The sequence below is a fragment of the Actinomycetospora chlora genome, assembly GCF_039542135.1.
In the GTDB taxonomy this organism is placed as follows: Bacteria; Actinomycetota; Actinomycetes; order Mycobacteriales; family Pseudonocardiaceae; genus Actinomycetospora; species Actinomycetospora chlora.
This window is the reverse complement of sequence record NZ_BAABHO010000014.1, coordinates 78,108-94,895: the sequence shown is the minus strand read 5'-3', so window position 1 is coordinate 94,895 and position 16,788 is coordinate 78,108. Positions and strand designations below refer to the sequence as shown.

The 16,788-nt window shown below is 76.1% G+C and carries 17 protein-coding genes; 11 read left to right on the top strand and 6 right to left on the bottom strand.

Going from position 1 to position 16,788, the window contains the following annotated elements; all coding sequences use genetic code 11:
* Nucleotides 1-14: 14 nt before the first annotated feature.
* Nucleotides 15-551 carry a PadR family transcriptional regulator gene (locus ABD994_RS11130; RefSeq protein ID WP_345414112.1) on the top strand — a complete coding sequence of 179 codons (537 nt, stop codon included), beginning with the start codon at nt 15-17 and terminating at the stop codon, nt 549-551.
* Here ABD994_RS11130 and ABD994_RS11125 read toward each other — a convergent pair.
* Together ABD994_RS11125 and ABD994_RS11120 are read right to left on the bottom strand one after the other, a co-directional pair.
* Nucleotides 548-1,774 (bottom strand): acyl-CoA dehydrogenase family protein, encoded by a 1,227-nt coding sequence (locus ABD994_RS11125; protein ID WP_345414110.1) that lies wholly within the window; start codon nt 1,772-1,774, stop codon nt 548-550. The two genes, ABD994_RS11130 and ABD994_RS11125, sit on opposite strands and share 4 nt — an antisense overlap.
* Before the next feature lie 19 nt (nt 1,775-1,793).
* Nucleotides 1,794-2,756 carry a helix-turn-helix domain-containing protein gene (locus ABD994_RS11120; protein WP_345414108.1) on the bottom strand — a complete coding sequence of 321 codons (963 nt, stop codon included), beginning with the start codon at nt 2,754-2,756 and terminating at the stop codon, nt 1,794-1,796.
* Between the two features lie 289 nt (nt 2,757-3,045).
* On the opposite strand from ABD994_RS11120, the gene ABD994_RS11115 reads away from it, so the two are divergent.
* Both ABD994_RS11115 and ABD994_RS11110 read left to right on the top strand, forming a co-directional pair.
* Nucleotides 3,046-4,482: an HNH endonuclease signature motif containing protein gene (locus ABD994_RS11115; RefSeq protein ID WP_345414106.1), complete on the top strand. Its 1,437-nt coding sequence runs from the start codon at nt 3,046-3,048 to the stop codon at nt 4,480-4,482.
* A 13-nt stretch (nt 4,483-4,495) separates the two neighbouring features.
* Nucleotides 4,496-4,786: a DUF222 domain-containing protein gene (locus tag ABD994_RS11110; protein ID WP_345414104.1), complete on the top strand. Its 291-nt coding sequence runs from the start codon at nt 4,496-4,498 to the stop codon at nt 4,784-4,786.
* Between the two features lie 19 nt (nt 4,787-4,805).
* Here ABD994_RS11110 and ABD994_RS11105 read toward each other — a convergent pair whose 3' ends face one another.
* Together ABD994_RS11105 and rpmG are read right to left on the bottom strand one after the other, a co-directional pair.
* The gene (locus tag ABD994_RS11105; RefSeq protein ID WP_345414102.1) at nt 4,806-4,928 is read right to left on the bottom strand and encodes a ribosomal protein bL36; all 123 of its coding nucleotides are present in this window, start codon (nt 4,926-4,928) and stop codon (nt 4,806-4,808) included.
* A 10-nt stretch (nt 4,929-4,938) separates the two neighbouring features.
* Nucleotides 4,939-5,103: a 50S ribosomal protein L33 gene (gene rpmG, locus ABD994_RS11100; RefSeq protein ID WP_274203511.1), complete on the bottom strand. Its 165-nt coding sequence runs from the start codon at nt 5,101-5,103 to the stop codon at nt 4,939-4,941.
* Between the two features lie 61 nt (nt 5,104-5,164).
* Here rpmG and ABD994_RS11095 point away from each other — a divergent pair, with 61 nt between their 5' ends.
* Nucleotides 5,165-5,515, top strand: a complete 351-nt coding sequence (locus ABD994_RS11095) for a hypothetical protein (protein WP_345414100.1) — start codon at nt 5,165-5,167, stop codon at nt 5,513-5,515.
* A 24-nt stretch (nt 5,516-5,539) separates the two neighbouring features.
* Nucleotides 5,540-6,427 (top strand): EamA family transporter, encoded by an 888-nt coding sequence (locus ABD994_RS11090; RefSeq protein ID WP_345414098.1) that lies wholly within the window; start codon nt 5,540-5,542, stop codon nt 6,425-6,427.
* Between the two features lie 10 nt (nt 6,428-6,437).
* On the opposite strand, the gene ABD994_RS11085 is transcribed toward ABD994_RS11090, so the two are convergent.
* Both ABD994_RS11085 and ABD994_RS11080 read right to left on the bottom strand, forming a co-directional pair.
* Nucleotides 6,438-9,596: an acetyl-CoA carboxylase family protein gene (locus tag ABD994_RS11085; protein ID WP_345414096.1), complete on the bottom strand. Its 3,159-nt coding sequence runs from the start codon at nt 9,594-9,596 to the stop codon at nt 6,438-6,440.
* Entirely contained in the window at nt 9,593-10,447 is an 855-nt protein-coding gene (locus ABD994_RS11080) for a 3-methyladenine DNA glycosylase (protein WP_345414094.1), read from the bottom strand. Before ABD994_RS11080 ends, ABD994_RS11085 begins: the two co-directional genes overlap by 4 nt.
* A gap of 54 nt (nt 10,448-10,501) precedes the next feature.
* Between ABD994_RS11080 and ABD994_RS11075 the strand changes: the two genes are divergently transcribed.
* The 6 genes from ABD994_RS11075 to ABD994_RS11050 all read left to right on the top strand — a co-directional run bounded on the left by ABD994_RS11075 (nt 10,502) and on the right by ABD994_RS11050 (nt 16,781).
* A complete protein-coding gene (locus tag ABD994_RS11075; protein ID WP_345414091.1) occupies nt 10,502-11,335 on the top strand; it encodes an ArsR/SmtB family transcription factor in 834 nt (277 codons plus the stop codon).
* Nucleotides 11,332-11,487, top strand: a complete 156-nt coding sequence (locus ABD994_RS11070; protein ID WP_345414088.1) for a hypothetical protein — start codon at nt 11,332-11,334, stop codon at nt 11,485-11,487. Before ABD994_RS11075 ends, ABD994_RS11070 begins: the two co-directional genes overlap by 4 nt.
* 44 nt (nt 11,488-11,531) lie before the next feature.
* A complete protein-coding gene (locus ABD994_RS11065; protein ID WP_345414085.1) occupies nt 11,532-12,617 on the top strand; it encodes a uroporphyrinogen decarboxylase/cobalamine-independent methonine synthase family protein in 1,086 nt (361 codons plus the stop codon).
* 13 nt (nt 12,618-12,630) lie between these two features.
* Complete coding sequence (locus tag ABD994_RS11060) at nt 12,631-13,572, top strand: NAD(P)-dependent oxidoreductase (RefSeq protein WP_345414083.1); 942 nt, start codon at nt 12,631-12,633, stop codon at nt 13,570-13,572.
* Between the two features lie 43 nt (nt 13,573-13,615).
* Nucleotides 13,616-15,763, top strand: a complete 2,148-nt coding sequence (gene ligA, locus ABD994_RS11055; RefSeq protein ID WP_425550051.1) for an NAD-dependent DNA ligase LigA — start codon at nt 13,616-13,618, stop codon at nt 15,761-15,763.
* A 172-nt stretch (nt 15,764-15,935) separates the two neighbouring features.
* A complete protein-coding gene (locus ABD994_RS11050; protein ID WP_345414081.1) occupies nt 15,936-16,781 on the top strand; it encodes a 3-keto-5-aminohexanoate cleavage protein in 846 nt (281 codons plus the stop codon).
* The last annotated feature ends 7 nt before the right edge of the window (nt 16,782-16,788 follow it).

The window sequence follows — 16,788 nt, the reverse complement described above, 5'->3', positions numbered from 1 at the left end:
TACGCTCCGTGCCCGTGGCCGACCGGCTGTCCCCGACCTCGTACGTCGTGCTCGGCACGATCGCGCTGCGCGGGCCGTCCACGTCCTACGACCTGAAGCGGGCGGTCGGGCGCTCCATCGGCTACTTCTGGCACTTCCCGCACGCGCAGCTGTACTCCGAGCCGCAGCGGCTGGCCGAGCTCGGGCTGCTGGAGGCCGAGACCGAGGCCGAGGGGCGCCGGCGGCGCACGTACCGGCTCACCGACGCCGGGCGGTCCGAGCTGAAGGCCTGGCTGGCCGAGCCCACGCCCGAGCACTTCCAGATGCGCGACATCGCCGAGCTCAAGCTGTTCTTCAACGAGGTCGGCGAGCCCGGCGACGTCGCGCGGCTGGCCCGCGAGCAGGTCGCGGCCCACCGCGAGCGGATCGAGGTCTACGAGGACATGCAGGCGCGCTACGCCGACCTCGACGCCGTCGCCAAACGGATGATCACCCTGCGCCTCGGGCTGGAGATGGAGCACGCCGCCCTGCGGTTCTGGTCGGCGCTGCTGGAGGAGGTCTCCTCCCCTTAGCTCATGCCCGACGCCGCGAGCGGGTCGTAGCCCGGCGCGCGGAGCAGTTCCTGGAGCTGGCGGCGCCGCACGCCGATGTTGCTGCCCTCGATCACCGGGTAGGCGAGCGCCTCGTGGAGGTACTCGACGATCGGGTAGCGGTCGTCGTACGCGGTGACCCCGACCATCTTGACCAGCGCGTTCAGCACCTCGACGCCGGTCTCGGAGCCGACGACCTTGCTGTGCAGGGCCAGCTCCGGCGCGGCCGGGTGCTGGGCCATGACGGCGTCGAGGGCCCGCCAGGCCAGCAGGCGCACGGCCTCGATCTTGCCCTTGGCGTCGGCGAGGACGTCGGCGACGGACTGGTGGTCGATGATCGGCGAGGGGCCGCCGCGGGTCTCGGTGGTGGCGAAGCGGTGCGCGATCTCGAACGCCCCCCGCATGGCGGCGACGGCGAAGGTCCCGATGGAGGCGCCGCTGGGGAGGAAGGCGTTGCGCGTCAGGGCCGGGCCCTGTCCCTCGGCGCCGAGGAGGTTCGCGCGCGGGACCCGCACGTCGTGCAGCCGGACCCGCGACGTCAGGCACCCGCGCAGGCCGGGCAGGTCGTAGTGCTCCTCGACCTCGACGTGCCCGGCCAGGTGCTCGCGCTCGGCGACGAGCAGCGAGACCCCGCCCGGCGCGCGGCAGACGATCGTCATGACGTCCGGGCCGTCGCCGTCCCACCCCGACAGGTGCGACGCCCAGGCCTTGCGCCCGTTGACGACGAAGTGGTCGCCGTCGGGGACCGCGGTGGTGCGCGTCCCGGTGGGGGCGTCGAAGTTCGCGCTGCCCTCGGGCTCGCTGAACGCCATCGCCGCCACGGGCGCGCCGGCGTCGGCGAGGAAGGGGGCGACGAAGCGCGCCACCTGCTCGGGCGTGCCCGCCTCGTAGACGGGGGCGAGGGCGATGAGCGGGCCGGCCATGGAGATCACGAAGTCGGGGCTGTGGACCGCCCACTCCTCGATGAAGATCGCCGCGTCGACCCCGCTCGACGCGGCGCCGCCGACCGGCGCGGGGATGAGGCCCTTGAGGAATCCCTGCCCGACGGCCTTCTCGAACACCGGCCGGGCCAGCTGCGCGCGGCGCAGCGGGTCGGGCTCGGCGCGCACGGCCGCGGCCAGGTCGCGCAGGTGCTCGTCGGCGAAGGCGCGGGCGGCGGCCTTGAGCTGCTCTTGCTCGGGGCTCAGCAGGAACGACACGGTCATGCCCTGCAGAGCGTGGTCGTCAGCGCCGGTCGCGTCCCGGCCGTGCGTGCACCCCGACCGTGCCGTTCGTGCCGCGCAGCTCCCGTGGGGACAGCCCGAAGTGGCGGCGGAAGGCCCGCGCGAAGGCGGTGGGGTCGTCGAAACCGTGCGCGGCGGCGACGGCGGTGACGGTGGCCGTGGTCGCGGGGTCGGCGAGGACCGCCGCGGCGCGCTCGAGGCGGCGGCGCCGCACCGTCGCGGCGAACGACTCCCCGCCGTCGGCGAAGAGGTGGTGCAGCGTGCGCGGGGAGACCCCGAAGCGGCGGCAGACGCCGGCGACGGTGAGGTCGCGGTCGCCGAGGTGGCGCTCGACGTGGGCCAGGACCGCGGTGCGGGTGACGCCGGCGCGCCGGTCGGTCCCGTCGCTGGTGGCGGTCGCCGCGACGACCGCCGTGGCGAAGGAGTCGGCGAGCCCCGCGGCGGCGGGATCGGCCCCGTCGAGCGACCACAGCGCGGGCATGAGGGCCGCGACCGCGGCCCCGGCGCCCTTCGCGGGCACGGCCCGCCCGAGGTCCGGGCGGCGGCCGTGGAGGCGGGCGTCCAGCTCGGCGTGGGGGACGCGGAACGACAGCATCTGCCAGGGTCGGTCGAGGTCGAAGAAGTAGGGCTCGGCGGTGTCGACGACGACGAACTGGCCGGCCTCGACGACGCTCGTGCGGCCCCGGACCGTCGTTGCGCAGCGGCCGGCGAGCTGCAGGTTGACGAAGTAGTACGCGCCGTCGGTGCGCGCCACCTCGCGGCTGCCGTGGTCGGTGCGCTGAGGGCGCGAGCGCAGCCGGGCGCGGTTGACCGACGCGAGCGGACGCGTCTCGACCTTGGCCGCGAACCCCACCTCGTCGGTGGTCCGGTGCGGCGTCAGCGGCACGAACGCCTGGCAGATCACCTCGTGCCAGTAGCCGAACTGCTCCCGCGCCGGCAGCGTCGCGATGTCCCACACACCCATCGCCCCACCTCCCGCGGCCCTCGGGAGACGGTACGACCTCGGCGGTGTCCTGCGAAGGTGTCGCGGGTGGACCAGGCCGTGATCGAACAGACGACGAGGTCGACGACGGGCGCCCACGCCGCGGTGGTGGTCACCGCGCCCAGGCGGTCGATGTCGATCTCGGCGGTGACCGTGAGGGCGCGGTGACCGCGCGGGTGGTCGGTGTCCGCCCGGACCGTTTGCTCAGGTGTGTGCACTGCCTGCGCCGACGGGCCCGTCGTTGTCGGGGGTCCGCTCTAGCATCGAACACATGAGCGAACCCGGCTTGGGGGTGGTGGAGCGGGAGCTGCTCGACCGGGCCCGCGACGCCGAGGTCGCGCGGCGGCGGGACTACTACGCGCGTCTGGAGCTGGTGGCCGAGCTGGACCGGGCGGCGGTGGCCGAGGTGACCGGGGACCGCGGCACGGTGCGGTTGTTGCAGGCGCAGTGGAACGTCGATCACGCCGAGGCCAAGCGTCTGCTCGACGAGGCCGGCGACCTGGTGGCGCGCCGGTCGTTGCAGGGCGAGCGGCTACCGGCACGGTTCCCGTGCACTTCTGCCGCGGTGGCGGCGGGCGCGATCGGGCCGGGTCACGTCGCGGTGATCCGCCGGGCGATGGCGCGCCTCGAACGCATCAGTGACCTCTCGGTCGAGGACGGGGTGGAGGCGGATCGGTTCCTGGCCGAGAAGGCCCGCCAGATGTCCCCGGCCGGGCTCACCGCGCTGGCCAAGGCCCTCGTAGCCCACCTCGATCCGGACGGGGAGGCCCCGCCGGAGGGAGAGGAGCGCTGCGACGAGCTGCACGTGGTGCGCCGCCGCGACGGGCGCCTGGATTTCAAGGGCAGCCTGCACGACCCGGTCGACGCCGAGGTGTTCCTCGGGGCCATCGACCCGCTGGCGGAGAAGCTGGGCCCGGAGGACACCCGCAGCCTCGAGCGGCGCCGTGCGGATGCGTTGAAGGAGATCGTCGACAACGCTGACCCCACCGGCACGCCCACGGGCGACGACCGCGCGGCTTCGGACGACCCGGCTATGGACGGCGCGGCTTCCGAAGGCGCGGCTTGCGACGGCGCGGGCGACGACTCGGTTGCCGGCAGGGACGCGGCAGATGACGACGCGGGCGAGCTCGCGTTGATCCCCGAGCCGCGCCGCCCCGAGCCCGCGACCAAGCCGTCGGGGCCGTCGGGGCCGTCGGGGCCGTCGGGGCCGTCGGGGCCGTCGGGGTCGGGTCGGGTGTTGCTGACGCTGACGATGGACCACCGGTGGCTGGCCGAGGCGGTGGGGCACGGGGTGCTGGACTCGGGGGTGCTGGTGCACCCGCAGACGGTGCGGCGGCTGGCCTGCGACGCCGGGATCATCCCCATGGTGCTGGGCAGCCGCTCCGAACCCCTCGATGTGGGTCGCCAGCAGCGCACCGCCCCCGACGCGATCCGCCGCGCGCTGCACCTGCGGGACGGGGGGTGCGCGTTCCCGGGTTGCACCCGCCCGCCGAAGCGTTGCCAGGCCCATCACATCGATCACTGGCTCGACGGTGGGGACACGTGCGTGGAGAACATGTGCCTGCTCTGCCGGTTCCACCACCAGCTGGTCCACCACGGCCACTGGACCATCACCATGATCGACGGCCGGCCCTGGTTCACCCCACCGGACTGGATCGACCCCGACCGACAACCAAGGCCCGGCGGCCGACCACGGGTGCCGGTGTGACGAGGAGGCCACCATGACCGGTCCGGACGACGACCTCGTCGCCGGGGAGTCCCGGCGCGAGTTGAGGCGCGCGCTCTCGCACCTGCGCACGCAGCGGCAGGACGACGGCACGCTCGAGCTCCTCGGCGAGGTGCCGCCTGGCCTCGCGGACCCGCTGATGCGGGCGCTCGAGCGGGTGGCCGACGAGCTGGCCGCCGACGACGAACGCCGCGGGGAGGTGCCCCGCAGCGGCGGGCGGCTGAACGCGGACGCGTTCGTCGCCCTGCTGCTGCGGGTCACCGACACCCCGCCGGACCAGGCCTAGGAGGCCCGGGACCGAGAGGTCAGGCCTGCCGGGCCTTCCAGCGTGGGTTCTGCTTGTTGATCACCAGGACCTTGCCGTGCCGGCGCACGACGGCCGAGCCCGGCCGGTCCTTGAGGGCCTTGAGCGATCGACGGATCTTCACGGTGCCTCCCTCAGCGCTCTTCGCGGAAGTCCACGTGCCGACCCACGCGGGCGTCGTACTTGCGCAGCACGAGCCGGTCGGGGTCGTTGCGGCGGTTCTTGCGGGTGACGTACGTGGTGCCGGTGCCGGCCGTCGAGCGGAGCTTGACGATCGGGCGGACGTCGTTGCGTGCCACCTCTTCCCCTCCCTTGTTGGCAATGATTATCGTTAACGACAACGCCGACGGAGGGTCTCCTATGCCCGGCTTCACCGCCGTCTACTGCGGCACCGTGGACTGCCCGCACCACCAGCACCCCGCGCCGGGCGGCGACGTCGTCGGTGCGGCGCTGCAGGGCGCGGTCCGGCGCTGCCCCCATGCCGTGCTCGTGCGGACGGCCTGCCTCGCGGGCCCGGCCTGCGCCCACGGCACGGCGCCGCACGGGGCGGGCGCCCTGGTGCTCGTCCAGCCCTGCGGCCACGACCGGACGCCCACCGGCCCGCCCGTCGTCGCCGGCCCGCTGCACGAGCCCGCCGACGTCGACGACCTCTGCGCCTGGCTGACCGCCGGCGCCCACCACCCGCCGCCGGAGCACCTGCGCGCCGGCTGAGGGTGGGTGTGGCAACGTCGGGGCGTGACGGACGTGCGGGCCGCCCGGACCGCCACCCGCGCGGGCGCGGTGGTCATGGTGCTCGTCGGACAGTTCTCGGTGCAGTTCGGCGCCACGGCCGCGACCGGGCTGTTCGCCCGGGTGGGGCCGCTCGGCGCGGTGGCTCTGCGGCTGGCGTTCGCGTCGCTGGTGCTGCTCGCGGTGTGCCGGCCGCGCGTGCGGCACCTCGGCCGTCGCGACCGGGCGCTGGTGGTCGGGTTCGGCGTCGCCCTGGCCGGCATGAACTCCCTGATCTACGAGGCGATCGCGCGCATCCCGCTGGGGGCGGCCGTGACGCTCGAGGTGCTGGGCCCGCTGGTGCTCTCGGTCGCCGCGTCGCGCCGCGCGTCGAGCTGGCTGTGGGCGGCGCTCGCGCTGGCCGGCGTGGCGCTCCTGGGGCGCGGCGACCTCGACTCCCTGACGCCCGCCGGTGTCCTGTTCGCGCTGGGTGCCGCCACGATGTGGGCGGCCTACATCCTCGCGTCGCAGCAGGCCGGCGGGCGCTTCGACCGTCTCGACGGCCTCGCCCTGGCCATGACCGTCGGTGCCGTCCTCACCGTGCCCCTCGGCGTCGTCGCGGGCGGTGCGGCCATGGTCGATCCCGTGGTGCTGGGCTGGGGCGCTGCGGTGGCGCTGCTGTCCTCGCTGGTGCCCTACAGCCTCGAGCTCGTCGCGCTGCGGCGGCTGCCCGCCTCGGCGTTCTCGGTGCTCATGAGTCTGGCGCCGGCGATCGCCGCCACGGCGGGGTTCGTGGTCCTGGGCCAGGAGGTCACGCCGCTCTCCGCCCTGGCCATCGCGCTGGTGATCGCCGCGAGCATCGGCGCCGTGCGGGCGTCCCGGCCGGCCCGCGACGAGCTCGGTGCCGGCCGGTGAGCCCGGATGCTCACCAGGTGTCGACGATCGGGTGCCGGGGCGGCAGCTCGCCGCTCGCGGTGTCGAGGGCGGCCAGCACGACGTCGCGGGTCGCGGCTGGATCGACCACGTCGTCGACCTCGAACACGCTCGCCACCGACAGGCCCTTGCCGCGCTCGTAGTACTCGGCGACGAGCTCGTCGAAGCGGGCCTGCCGCGCCGCCCCGGACAGGGCCTCGAGCTCCTGGCGGTACCCGAGGTGCACCGCGCCCTCGAGGCCCATGCCGCCGAACTCGCCGGTGGGCCACGCCGCGGTCATCACCGGCCGGTGCAGGTGGCCCCCGGCCATCGCCATCGCGCCGAGCCCGTAGCCCTTGCGGAGCACGACGAGCACCAGCGGCACGCGCGCGTTGGCCCCGGCGACGAACATCCGCGAGAAGTGGCGGACGGTCGCCGTGCGCTCGGCGTCGGGGCCGACCATGAAGCCCGGGGTGTCGCACAGCGACACCACCGGCAGCCCGCGCGCGTCGCAGAGCTGCAGGAACCGCGCCGCCTTGTCCGCCGCGGGCGCGTCGATGGCGCCGCCGAGGTGGCGCGGGTCGTTGGCGAGCACGCCGACGACGCGGCCCCCGATCCGGGCGAAGGCGGTGACCATCCCGACGCCGAACCCGGGTCGCAGCTCCAGGACGCTCTCCGGATCGGCGAGCGTGTGCAGGACGCGGCGCACGTCGTAGACCCGCAGCCGGTTCTCGGGCACGGCGTGGCGCAGGACGCGCTGGTCGTGCGGCGCCGGCGCCGCGACCGCGTCGGTGAGGCCCAGGTAGCGCTTCGCCACGGCGACCGCCGCGGCCTCGTCGTCGACCAGCACGTCGACGACGCCGTTGGGCCCCTGGACCTCGGCGGGGCCGACGTCACCCGGCGCGACCGTCCCGAGCCCGCCGCCGGCGATCATCGCCGGGCCGCCCATGCCGAGGGAGAGGTCGCGGGTGCCGACGATGAGGTCGGCGCACCCGGCGAGCGCGGCGTTGCCCGCGAAGCAGTACCCGGCGACGATCGCCACCGACGGCACCCGGCCGGACAGCTGGGCGAACAGGGCGAAGGTGGTGACGTCGAGGCTCGCGACCGCGGTGGTGTCGGTGTCGCCGGGACGCCCGCCGCCGCCCTCGGCGAAGAGCACGACGGGCAGGGCGTGCTCGAGCGCGAGGCGCAGCAGCCGGTCGGTCTTGGCGTGGTTCAGCACGCCCTGGGTGCCGGCCAGCACGGTGTAGTCGTAGGCCAGGACGGCGACGCGGCGGCCGTCGACGGTCCCGGTGCCGGTGACGATGCCGTCGGCGGGCGTGCGCTCGACGAGGTCGTCGACCGGGCGCCGCCGGCGCTGGGCGGCCAGCGCCAGCGCGCCGTACTCGACGAAGCTGCCCTCGTCGAGGAGGTCGGCGAGGTTCTCCCGGGCGGTGCGCCGGCCGACCTCGCGGCGCTTCGCCACCGCCCCCGGGCGGGCCTCGTCGGTGGTGCGGCGGTGGCGCTCGAGCGACTCGGCGAGGTCGGGACGGACGTGGTCCGGGTCCGGGGCGTCCTCGGCGGCGGCCGCGCCGGCGTCCACGTCGCCGGGGCGCAGCACGGCGAGCACCGCCCCGGCCGGCACCTCGTCGCCGACCGCCACCCGCACGTCGGCGACCTCGCCGGCCACCTCGGCGGCGACGACGTGCTCCATCTTCATGGCCTCGAGCACCACCAGCGCTGCGCCCGCCGCCACCGTCGCGCCGGGCGCCTGCTCGACGGCGACGACGACGCCGGCGGTCGGCGCCCGGACGCCGACGGCATCGCCGAGATCGGGGGCCTCGTCGGGGGCCGGGTCCGCCAGCTCGCGCGCGTGCCGGTCGACGAACCCGGTGTCGAGCCCGCCGCTGACCAGCGCCGGGTACTCGAGCAGCGCCGTCAGCACCCCGAGGTTGGTGGGGACGCCCGCGACGTCGAACGCCTCCAGCGCCCGGACGGCCCGGCGCGCGACGGTGGCGGTGTCGCCGTGCGGGTCGTGCACGACGACCTTGGCCAGCAGCGGGTCGTAGCGCGGGCTGACGGCGTACCCGGCGTGGCCGTGCGTCTCGATGCGCACGCCGCGCCCGGTCGGCGGGGTGAAGCGCTCCAACGTCCCGGCCTGCGGTGTGACGCCCCCGTCCGGTCGCAGGGTCTCGGTGCACACCCGGGCCTGGATCGCGGTGCCGCGGACGCCGGGCACCGGGTCGAGCCCGGCGCCGCGGAGGTCGGCGCCGTCGGCCAGGCGCAGCTGCGCGGCGACGAGGTCGAGCCCGAGCACCTCCTCGGTGACGGTGTGCTCGACCTGCAGGCGCGGGTTGACCTCGAGGAACGCGGTCGTCGTGCCGTCGACCAGGAACTCGACGGTCGCGAGCCCGCGCAGCCCCACCCCGGCGACGACCCGCCGGGCGGCGTCGTGCAGGCGCTCGCGCACCGCCGCGTCGAGGGCCGGCGACGGCGCGATCTCGATCAGCTTCTGGTGGCGTCGCTGGGCGCTGCAGTCGCGGTCGGAGAGCACGACGACGTCGGTGCCGTCGCCCGCGACCTGCACCTCGACGTGCCGCGCGCGGGGGAGGTACCGCTCGACGAGGACGGCGGGGTCGCCGAACGTGGCCGCGGCCTCGGACGACGCGCGCGCCAGGGCGTCGTCGAGGTCGTCGGCGGCGTGCACCGTGCGCATCCCGCGCCCGCCGCCGCCGGCCACCGCCTTGACGACCACGGCGCCGACCCGCGCCAGCAGCTCCCCGGCCGACTCCGGGGACGCGGCCTCGAGGACGTCGACGCCCACGGAGCGGGCGTGCTGCCGCGCCCGGGACTTGTCGCCGAAGAGCTCCAGCACCCCGGGGTCGGGCCCGACGAAGGTGATCCCGGCGTCGGCGCACGCGCGGGCGAGGGCCGCGTTCTCGGCGAGGAAGCCGTAGCCGGGGTGGAGCGCGTCTGCGCCGGTCGTCGTCGCCGCGGCGACCACGGCCGCGACGTCGAGGTAGGCGGCCGGGCCGGTACCGGGCAGCTCGACGGCGTCGTCGGCGGCGGCGACGTGGCGGGTGGCGCGGTCGTCGGCGGGGGCGACGGCGACCGTCTCCAGGCCCAGGTCGGCCGCCGCGGCCAGCACCCGCAGCGCGACCTCGCCGCGGTTGGCGACCAGCAGGCGCCTCATCTCGAACGCTCGATGGCGTCCAGCAACCGCGCGCGGACGGCGGCGCCGCGGTCGGCGAAGGCGCGCTGCGCGGCGGCGTACTCGGCCTTGCCCTCCGGGGTCTCGACGCGCACCGGCGCGTAACCGTGGGCGGCGAGGTCGTAGGGCGAGGCGCGCATGTCGAGCACGCGGATGTCGCGGGCGAGGGTGAACGCGTCGAGCAGCAGCTCGCCCGGCACGAGCGGCCCGAGCTTGTCGGCCCACTTGTAGAGGTCCATGCCCGCGTGCAGGCAGCCGGGCTGCTCGAGCTCGGCCTGGCGCTCCCGCGTCGGCGTCACGGCGTTGCGCGGCGCGGCCGCGCCGGTGAAGAAGCGGTAGGCGTCGTAGTGCGAGCAGCGCAGGCGGTGGGAGTCGACGACCTCGTCCGTGCCCGCCGCGCCGAGGCGCAGCGGGACGGGGTGCCGGGTGTGCTCGTCCCGGTAGACCATGGCCCACTCGTGCAGGCCGAAGCAGCCGAGCTGCGCCGGGCGCCCGGCCGTGGCCCGCAGCAGGCCGGCGACGAACGCGACCGTGCCCGCCCGCTCGGCGGCCAGCGCCGCGTGGTCGACGCGGACGCCCCCGGGGCCCGCCACGTAGTGGCGCCACGACGCGCGCTCGCCGGCGTCGGCGAGCACCACCCCGGCGCCCGGGTGCCAGCGGCGCAGCCGGGCCGGGCGGGTCGGGTAGTAGGTGTAGAGGAAGTCCTCGACGGGGTGCGCCTCGCCGCGGGCCCGGCGGTCGCGGTGCCCGGCGGTCAGGGCGTCGGCCCGCGCGGCGTGCGCGTCCGCGCGCGCCCGCCAGTCGCGGGCGTCCAGCACCTCCACCCGACCCATGCTGCCAGCGTCGGTTCGGTCCCCACCGCAGCGTCCCGTGCCTACGGTCGCACCGTGGCACCGCACACGGGGGACGTCGACATGGCCGCGGTGGGCGAGCTGCTCGCCGACCGCGCCCGCTGCCGCATGCTGCTCGCGCTCGCCGACGGCCGGGCGCTGCCGGCCAGCACGCTCGCCGACGAGGCCGGGGTCGCCCCGTCCACCGCGAGCGGGCACCTCGGGCGGCTCACCGCGCGCGGCCTGACCGAGGTCGTCGCCACCGGCCGCTACCGCTACTACCGGCTCGCGGGGCCGGAGGTCGCGCGGCTCGTCGAGGTCCTCGGGCGGATCGCGCCGGCCCGCCCCGTCCGGTCGCTGCGGGAGGGGACGCGGGCCCACGCGATGCGCCTGGCTCGTCGGTGCTACGACCACCTGGCCGGGCGGCTCGGCGTGGCCGTCACCGACGCGCTGCGCGAGCGGTCCTGGATCGAGGGCTCCGACGGCACGCCCGACCCCCACGAGCGTCGGGGCCACCAGCTGCCCGGCCCCGTGGCCGACGACGGCGCCTACCGCCTCACCGACACCGGCCGGGCGGGTCTCGCCGCGGCCGGGGTGGCGGTGCCCGCCGGCATGGCCGCGGTGCGCTGCTGCGTCGACTGGACCGAGCAGCGCCACCACCTCGCGGGCCCGCTCGCGACGGCGCTGCTCGCGCGGTTCGACGCGGACGGCTGGCTGCGCGCGACGCCCGGGCACCGCGCGCTGAAGGTCACCGACGACGGGGTCGCCGGCCTGGCCGAGCGGTTCGGGGTGGCCTGGCCGCCGCCCGCGGTCGATCTCGCGCGACGAGGGTCCGTCCAACGTGACGCGGGTAACACTGTGGGGTCACCCCTCGAAGGAGGTCACCGATGACCGAGCCCCAGGACACCGACCGCTCCACCGTCGTCCCCGACGCCGCCCCGTTGCACGGCCATGCCCCGGAGGGCGAGCTGAAGCCCGAGGACGTCCTCCCCATCGGGGACGCGAGCGAGACCGAGCACCTCGTGGACCGCGACCGGGACTGATCCCCGCACGGCGCCGGGACACCCACCGGGTGGATCCTGGCGCCGTGAGCGAGACGACCGACGCCGCTGCCGCCGACACCGCCGCGGAGACCCGCGAGCCCGAGCCCGGCGACCGCGCCACCGGGCTCGGCTCGTGGCCCGGGACCGACCAGCGGGAGGCGGCGCGGACGGTGGTCGGCGAGGTGCCCGGCCTGCCCTACGTGCCCGAGCTGCCGGCGCGCGGCGTCGGCGCGGACGTGATCGGCCGGGCGGCGGGCATGCTCGTCGACATCGCGGTCGAGGTGTGGCCGTCGGGCTACCGCGTGGTGCGCCGCCCCGGCGGCGACCACCGCCGGGCCCAGGAGCTGCTCGCCCGCGACGTCGACGCCCTCGACGAGGCGCTCGGCGAGGCCGGGGCGACGCCGCCCGCGGTGAAGTGCCAGGTCGCGGGGCCGTGGACGCTCGCCGCCGGCGTCGAGCTGCACTCGGGGCACCGGGTGCTCACCGACCGGGGTGCGGTCGCCGAGTTCGCCGCGAGCCTCGCCGAGGGCCTGCGCGAGCACGTCGCCCGGATCGCGCGGCGGACGGGTGCACCGGTGGTCGTCCAGTTCGACGAGCCGACCCTGCCCGCTGTGCTCGCCGGGACGCTCACGACGCCCTCGGGCTACGGCACCGTCGGCGCGGTGCCGGGCGCCGAGGCCCGCTCGCTGCTCGCCGACGCGGTCGCCGGCGCCCGGGCGGCCGGGGCCGCCGCGGTCACGCTGCACTGCTGCCACCCCACCCCGCCGCTGGCCCTGCTGGGCGCGACCGGCGCGGACGCGCTGGCCGTCGACCTGGGGGCGCTGGGCGGTGCCGACGCGCCGGGGGAGGTCCTCGACGCGCTCGGCGAGGTCTGGGAGGCCGGGACCGAGCTGTGGCTCGGGATCGTGCCGTCGACCGACCCGACGTCCCGCCCGGAGCTCGAGGGGCTCGCCCGCCCCGCCCTCGACCTCGCCGACCGCCTCGGCTTCGACCGCGCCCGGCTCGCCGACCGCGCAGTGGTCACCCCGGCCTGCGGCCTCGCGGGCGCGACCCCGGCCTGGGCGCGGCGGGCGACCGCCACCACCGTCGAGCTGGCACGGGCGTTCGCCGACCCGCCCGAGGGCTGGTGATGTACTGCGGTTCGTGCGGATCGGACTGGTGGGCGGCGGGTTCGCGGCCCTGCGCGGCGCGCTGGAGACGGCCTTCGACGACGCCGGCTGGACGGGCGTCGAGATCGTCGACGTCCCCGTCGCGGTGCCCGACGGCGGCCTCGAGCACGTCGACGTCCTCTGCCCGATGGGCAGCACGATCTCCGGCGCGCTGATGGACGCGACGACGCCGGTGATGATCCAGCAGTTCGGGGTCGGCCTCTCGGGCGTCGACCTCGACGCGGCCGCCGCGCGCGGGCTGCCGGTCGACAACGTCTCCGGGGCGGAGTCCGGCAACGCCGTCGCGGTCGCCGAGATCGCGCTGCTGCACCTGCTCGCGCTGCTGCGCCGCTTCGAGGACGCACGCGCGAACGTGGCGAAGGAGCTGGTGGGGGAGCCGTCGGGCCGGACGCTGGCCGGGCGCACCGTCGGGGTGCTCGGCGTCGGCGACATCGGTGCCGAGGTGATCACCCGGCTGCGCGCGTTCGGCGCCGAGGCCGTCGGGGTCGGCCGGCGGCCCCGGGCCGAGACGCCGCGGGCGGTGGATCTCCTCGACGACGCGCACTACCACCGCACCGGCGAGCTGACCGCCGCCCTCGCGCGCTGCGACGACCTCGTCGTCGCCTGCCCGCTCACGCCGGAGACCCGCGGGATCGTGGGCGCTGCGGCGCTCGCTGCGCTGCGCCCCGGCGGCCACGTCGTCAACGTCGCGCGGGGGCCGGTCGTCGACCACGACGCCCTGCTCGAGGCCCTGCGCTCCGGGCACGTCGCCGGCGCGGGCCTCGACGTGACGTGGACCGAGCCGATCGACCCCCACGACCCGCTGTTGGCCGAGAACGTCGCCGTCACCCCGCACGTCGGGGGCGTCACCGACACGTCCTACGCGGGCATCGCGGCCGGGTTCGTCGCGTCGCTGGAGCGCCACCTGGGCCGGTGAACGGAGGGGTTCGCCGTCGGGGGGCCGGGCTAACCTCGGCCGCGTGACCAGCGAGACCGCACCGATCGCGGCCGGGGACGTGCCCACCGACGCCGCGGCACGCCACCGCGAGCTGTCGGAGGTCGTGTCCGACCACCAGTTCCGCTACTACGTGCTCGACGCCCCGATCGTCACCGACGGCGAGTTCGACGAGCTGTTCGGCGAGCTGCAGCGCCTCGAGGAGCAGTACCCGTCGCTGGTCACGCCCGCGTCGCCGACGCAGCGGGTCGGGGGCGGGTTCTCCACCGACTTCGTCGCGGTCGACCACCTCGAGCGCATGCTCTCGCTCGACAACGCGTTCACGGGCGAGGAGCTGCGCGAGTGGGTGCTGCGGGTGCAGCGCGAGCTCGACTTCCCCACCGAGGAGCTGCTCTACCTCTGCGAGCTCAAGATCGACGGCCTGGCCGTCAACCTGCTCTACGAGGACGGCCACCTCACGCGCGCTCTCACGCGCGGCGACGGGCGCACGGGCGAGGACATCACGCTCAACATGCGCACCCTGGCCGACGTGCCCACCGAGCTCACGGGCACCGACGAGTTCCCGGTGCCCGAGCTGATGGAGGTCCGCGGCGAGGTCTTCTTCCGCGTGGAGGACTTCGAGGAGCTCAACGCCGGGCTCGTCGCGGCCGGCAAGCAACCGTTCGCCAACCCCCGCAACTCTGCGGCCGGCTCGCTGCGCCAGAAGGACCCGCGGGTCACCGCCACGCGCCCGCTGCGCCTGATCTGCCACGGGCTGGGTCGGCGCCGGGGCTTCACCCCGGAGCGCCAGTCGCAGGCGTACGACGCCCTCGCCGCCTGGGGCCTGCCGGTGTCGACGCACACGCGGGTGCTGCACGGCGTCGACGCGGTCATCGAGCACACGCGCTACTGGGGCGAGCACCGCCACGACGCCGAGCACGAGATCGACGGTGTCGTGGTGAAGGTCGACGACGTCGCGCTGCAGCGCCGCCTCGGCTCCACGTCGCGGGCGCCGCGCTGGGCGATCGCCTACAAGTACCCGCCCGAGGAGGCCACCACGACGCTGCGCAACATCAGCGTCAACGTCGGGCGCACGGGCCGCGTGACGCCGTTCGCGGAGATGGACCCGGTGCTCGTCGCGGGGTCGACGGTGTCGATGGCGACGCTGCACAACGCGGGCGAGGTCGAGCGCAAGGGCGTCCTCATCGGCGACCGGGTGGTCATCCGCAAGGCCGGCGACGTCATCCCCGAGGTGCTCGGGCCGGTGGTCGAGGCCCGCACCGGCGACGAGCACGCGTTCGTCATGCCGACCCACTGCCCCGAGTGCGGCACCGAGCTGCGCCAGATGCGCGAGGGCGACAAGGACCTCCGCTGCCCGAACTCCCGCTCCTGCCCCGCCCAGCTCCGGGAGCGCCTGTTCCACGTCGCGGGCCGGGGCGCGTTCGACATCGAGGTGCTCGGCTACGAGGCGGCGACCGCGCTGCTCGACGCCGGGGTGGTGCACGACGAGGGCGACGTCTTCGGGCTCACGGAGGACGACCTCATCCGGGTCGACCTCTTCCGCACCAAGGCCGGCGCCGTCTCGGCCAACGGCCGCAAGCTGCTGGCCAACCTGGAGACCGCGAAGCAGCGCCCGCTGTGGAAGGTGCTCGTCGGCCTCTCGATCCGCCACGTCGGGCCCACGGCCGCGCAGGCCCTCGCCCGCCACTTCCGGTCGATCGACGCCATCGACGCCGCCACCGAGGAGGAGCTGGCGGCCGTCGACGGCGTCGGGCCGACGATCGCGGCCGCGGTGCGCGAGTGGTTCTCCGTCGACTGGCACCGCGAGGTCGTCGAGAAGTGGCGCTCGGCCGACGTGGCGCTGGCCGAGGAGATCGACGAGTCGGTGCCCCGCACCCTCGAGGGCCTCTCGATCGTCGTCACCGGCTCGCTGCCCACCCTCTCGCGCGACGAGGCCAAGGAGGCGATCCTCGCCCGCGGCGGCCGGGCCGCCGGGTCGGTGTCGAAGAAGACGGCGTTCCTGGTGGTGGGCGACGAGCCCGGCTCCAAGTACGACAAGGCCGTCGCCGCGGGCGTCCCGATCCTCGACGAGGACGGCTTCCGGGTGCTGCTCGAGCAGGGTCCCGACGGCGCCCGGGACGCCGCGGTGCCCCCCGCCGGCGCCGAGCCCGGGGAGGCCCCTGACGGGGGGTGACGCGGTGCACCCGACGGGTGGCGGGCGTGCCCCCGACGGCGTCGGGCACACTCGCACCGTCGGGTGACACGGCGTGCGGCGACCGGGTGGCGTCACGTCGCGGCACCGGCCGCTGTCCGGTTGGCGTTGCCCTCGCCGCCGGGAGCGTCGAAGCTGGACACCCCGGGACGACGTGCACGGCGAGGGGAGGGACGCCGCGGTGCTGCAGTGCTGCCCCAACGGTGCGCGCCCTGCCGACGTGTACCCCGCCGTCCCGATGAGCCCCCGGCACCTCGCGCGCGACGCCAAGGCGGTCGCCGCGCTCGGCGTCGAGAGCCTGCACGTGCACCCCCGCGACCGCGACGGGCAGGAGAGCCTCGACCCGCGGGTGATCGGCACCGTGGTCGACGCGATCCGGCGCGAGACCCCGGAGCTCGAGATCGGCGTCACCACGGCGCGCTGGGTCGAGCCCGACCCCCTGAAGCGCACCGAGATCATCGGCCACTGGGGCCGCCTGCCCCGCCACGCGCGGCCCGACGTCGCGTCGGTGAACGTCCACGAGCGCGGCTGGCAGCGCGTGTGCGCGGCCCTCGACGCGGCGGACATCGGCGTCGAGCTGGGCGTGTGGACCACCGGCGACGCCGTGCAGCTCAAGCAGGCCGGCCTGCCGCGCGGCACCGTCCGCGTGCTGGCCGAGGTCACCGTCACCGACCCGGACACCGCGGTGGCCGAGGCCGTCCGGATCCTCAAGGCGCTCGGCCCGGTGCCGGCGCCGATCCTGCTGCACGGCGAGGAGGCGGGCGCCTGGCCCGTCCTCGAGTACGCCCAGCGCAACAACCTCGACACCCGCATCGGCTTCGAGGACACCCTCAAGGGCCCGGACGGCACCTGGCTGGCCACCGGCAACGAGGAGCTCGTGCGCTACGCCCTGGGCAAGGACGTCGGCCAGCGCTGGGACCGCCGCCGCAACGGCTCGCGCAGCGGCGGCCTGCGCGCGTCGTCCCTGTGGCCGGGGTCGCGCGCCGAGCACCGCCGCTGACCGACCC

What these genes read in the sequence shown, in the direction of transcription:
- ABD994_RS11110 (WP_345414104.1), top strand. Translation starts at nt 4,496, where the DNA reads ATGACCGGTCCGGACGACGACCTCGTCGCCGGGGAGTCCCGGCGCGAG.
- ABD994_RS11085 (WP_345414096.1), bottom strand. Translation starts at nt 9,596, where the DNA reads ATGAGGCGCCTGCTGGTCGCCAACCGCGGCGAGGTCGCGCTGCGGGTG.
- ABD994_RS11095 (WP_345414100.1), top strand. Translation starts at nt 5,165, where the DNA reads ATGCCCGGCTTCACCGCCGTCTACTGCGGCACCGTGGACTGCCCGCAC.
- ABD994_RS11080 (WP_345414094.1), bottom strand. Translation starts at nt 10,447, where the DNA reads ATGGGTCGGGTGGAGGTGCTGGACGCCCGCGACTGGCGGGCGCGCGCG.
- ABD994_RS11120 (WP_345414108.1), bottom strand. Translation starts at nt 2,756, where the DNA reads ATGGGTGTGTGGGACATCGCGACGCTGCCGGCGCGGGAGCAGTTCGGC.
- ABD994_RS11070 (WP_345414088.1), top strand. Translation starts at nt 11,332, where the DNA reads ATGACCGAGCCCCAGGACACCGACCGCTCCACCGTCGTCCCCGACGCC.
- ABD994_RS11125 (WP_345414110.1), bottom strand. Translation starts at nt 1,774, where the DNA reads ATGACCGTGTCGTTCCTGCTGAGCCCCGAGCAAGAGCAGCTCAAGGCC.
- ABD994_RS11115 (WP_345414106.1), top strand. Translation starts at nt 3,046, where the DNA reads ATGAGCGAACCCGGCTTGGGGGTGGTGGAGCGGGAGCTGCTCGACCGG.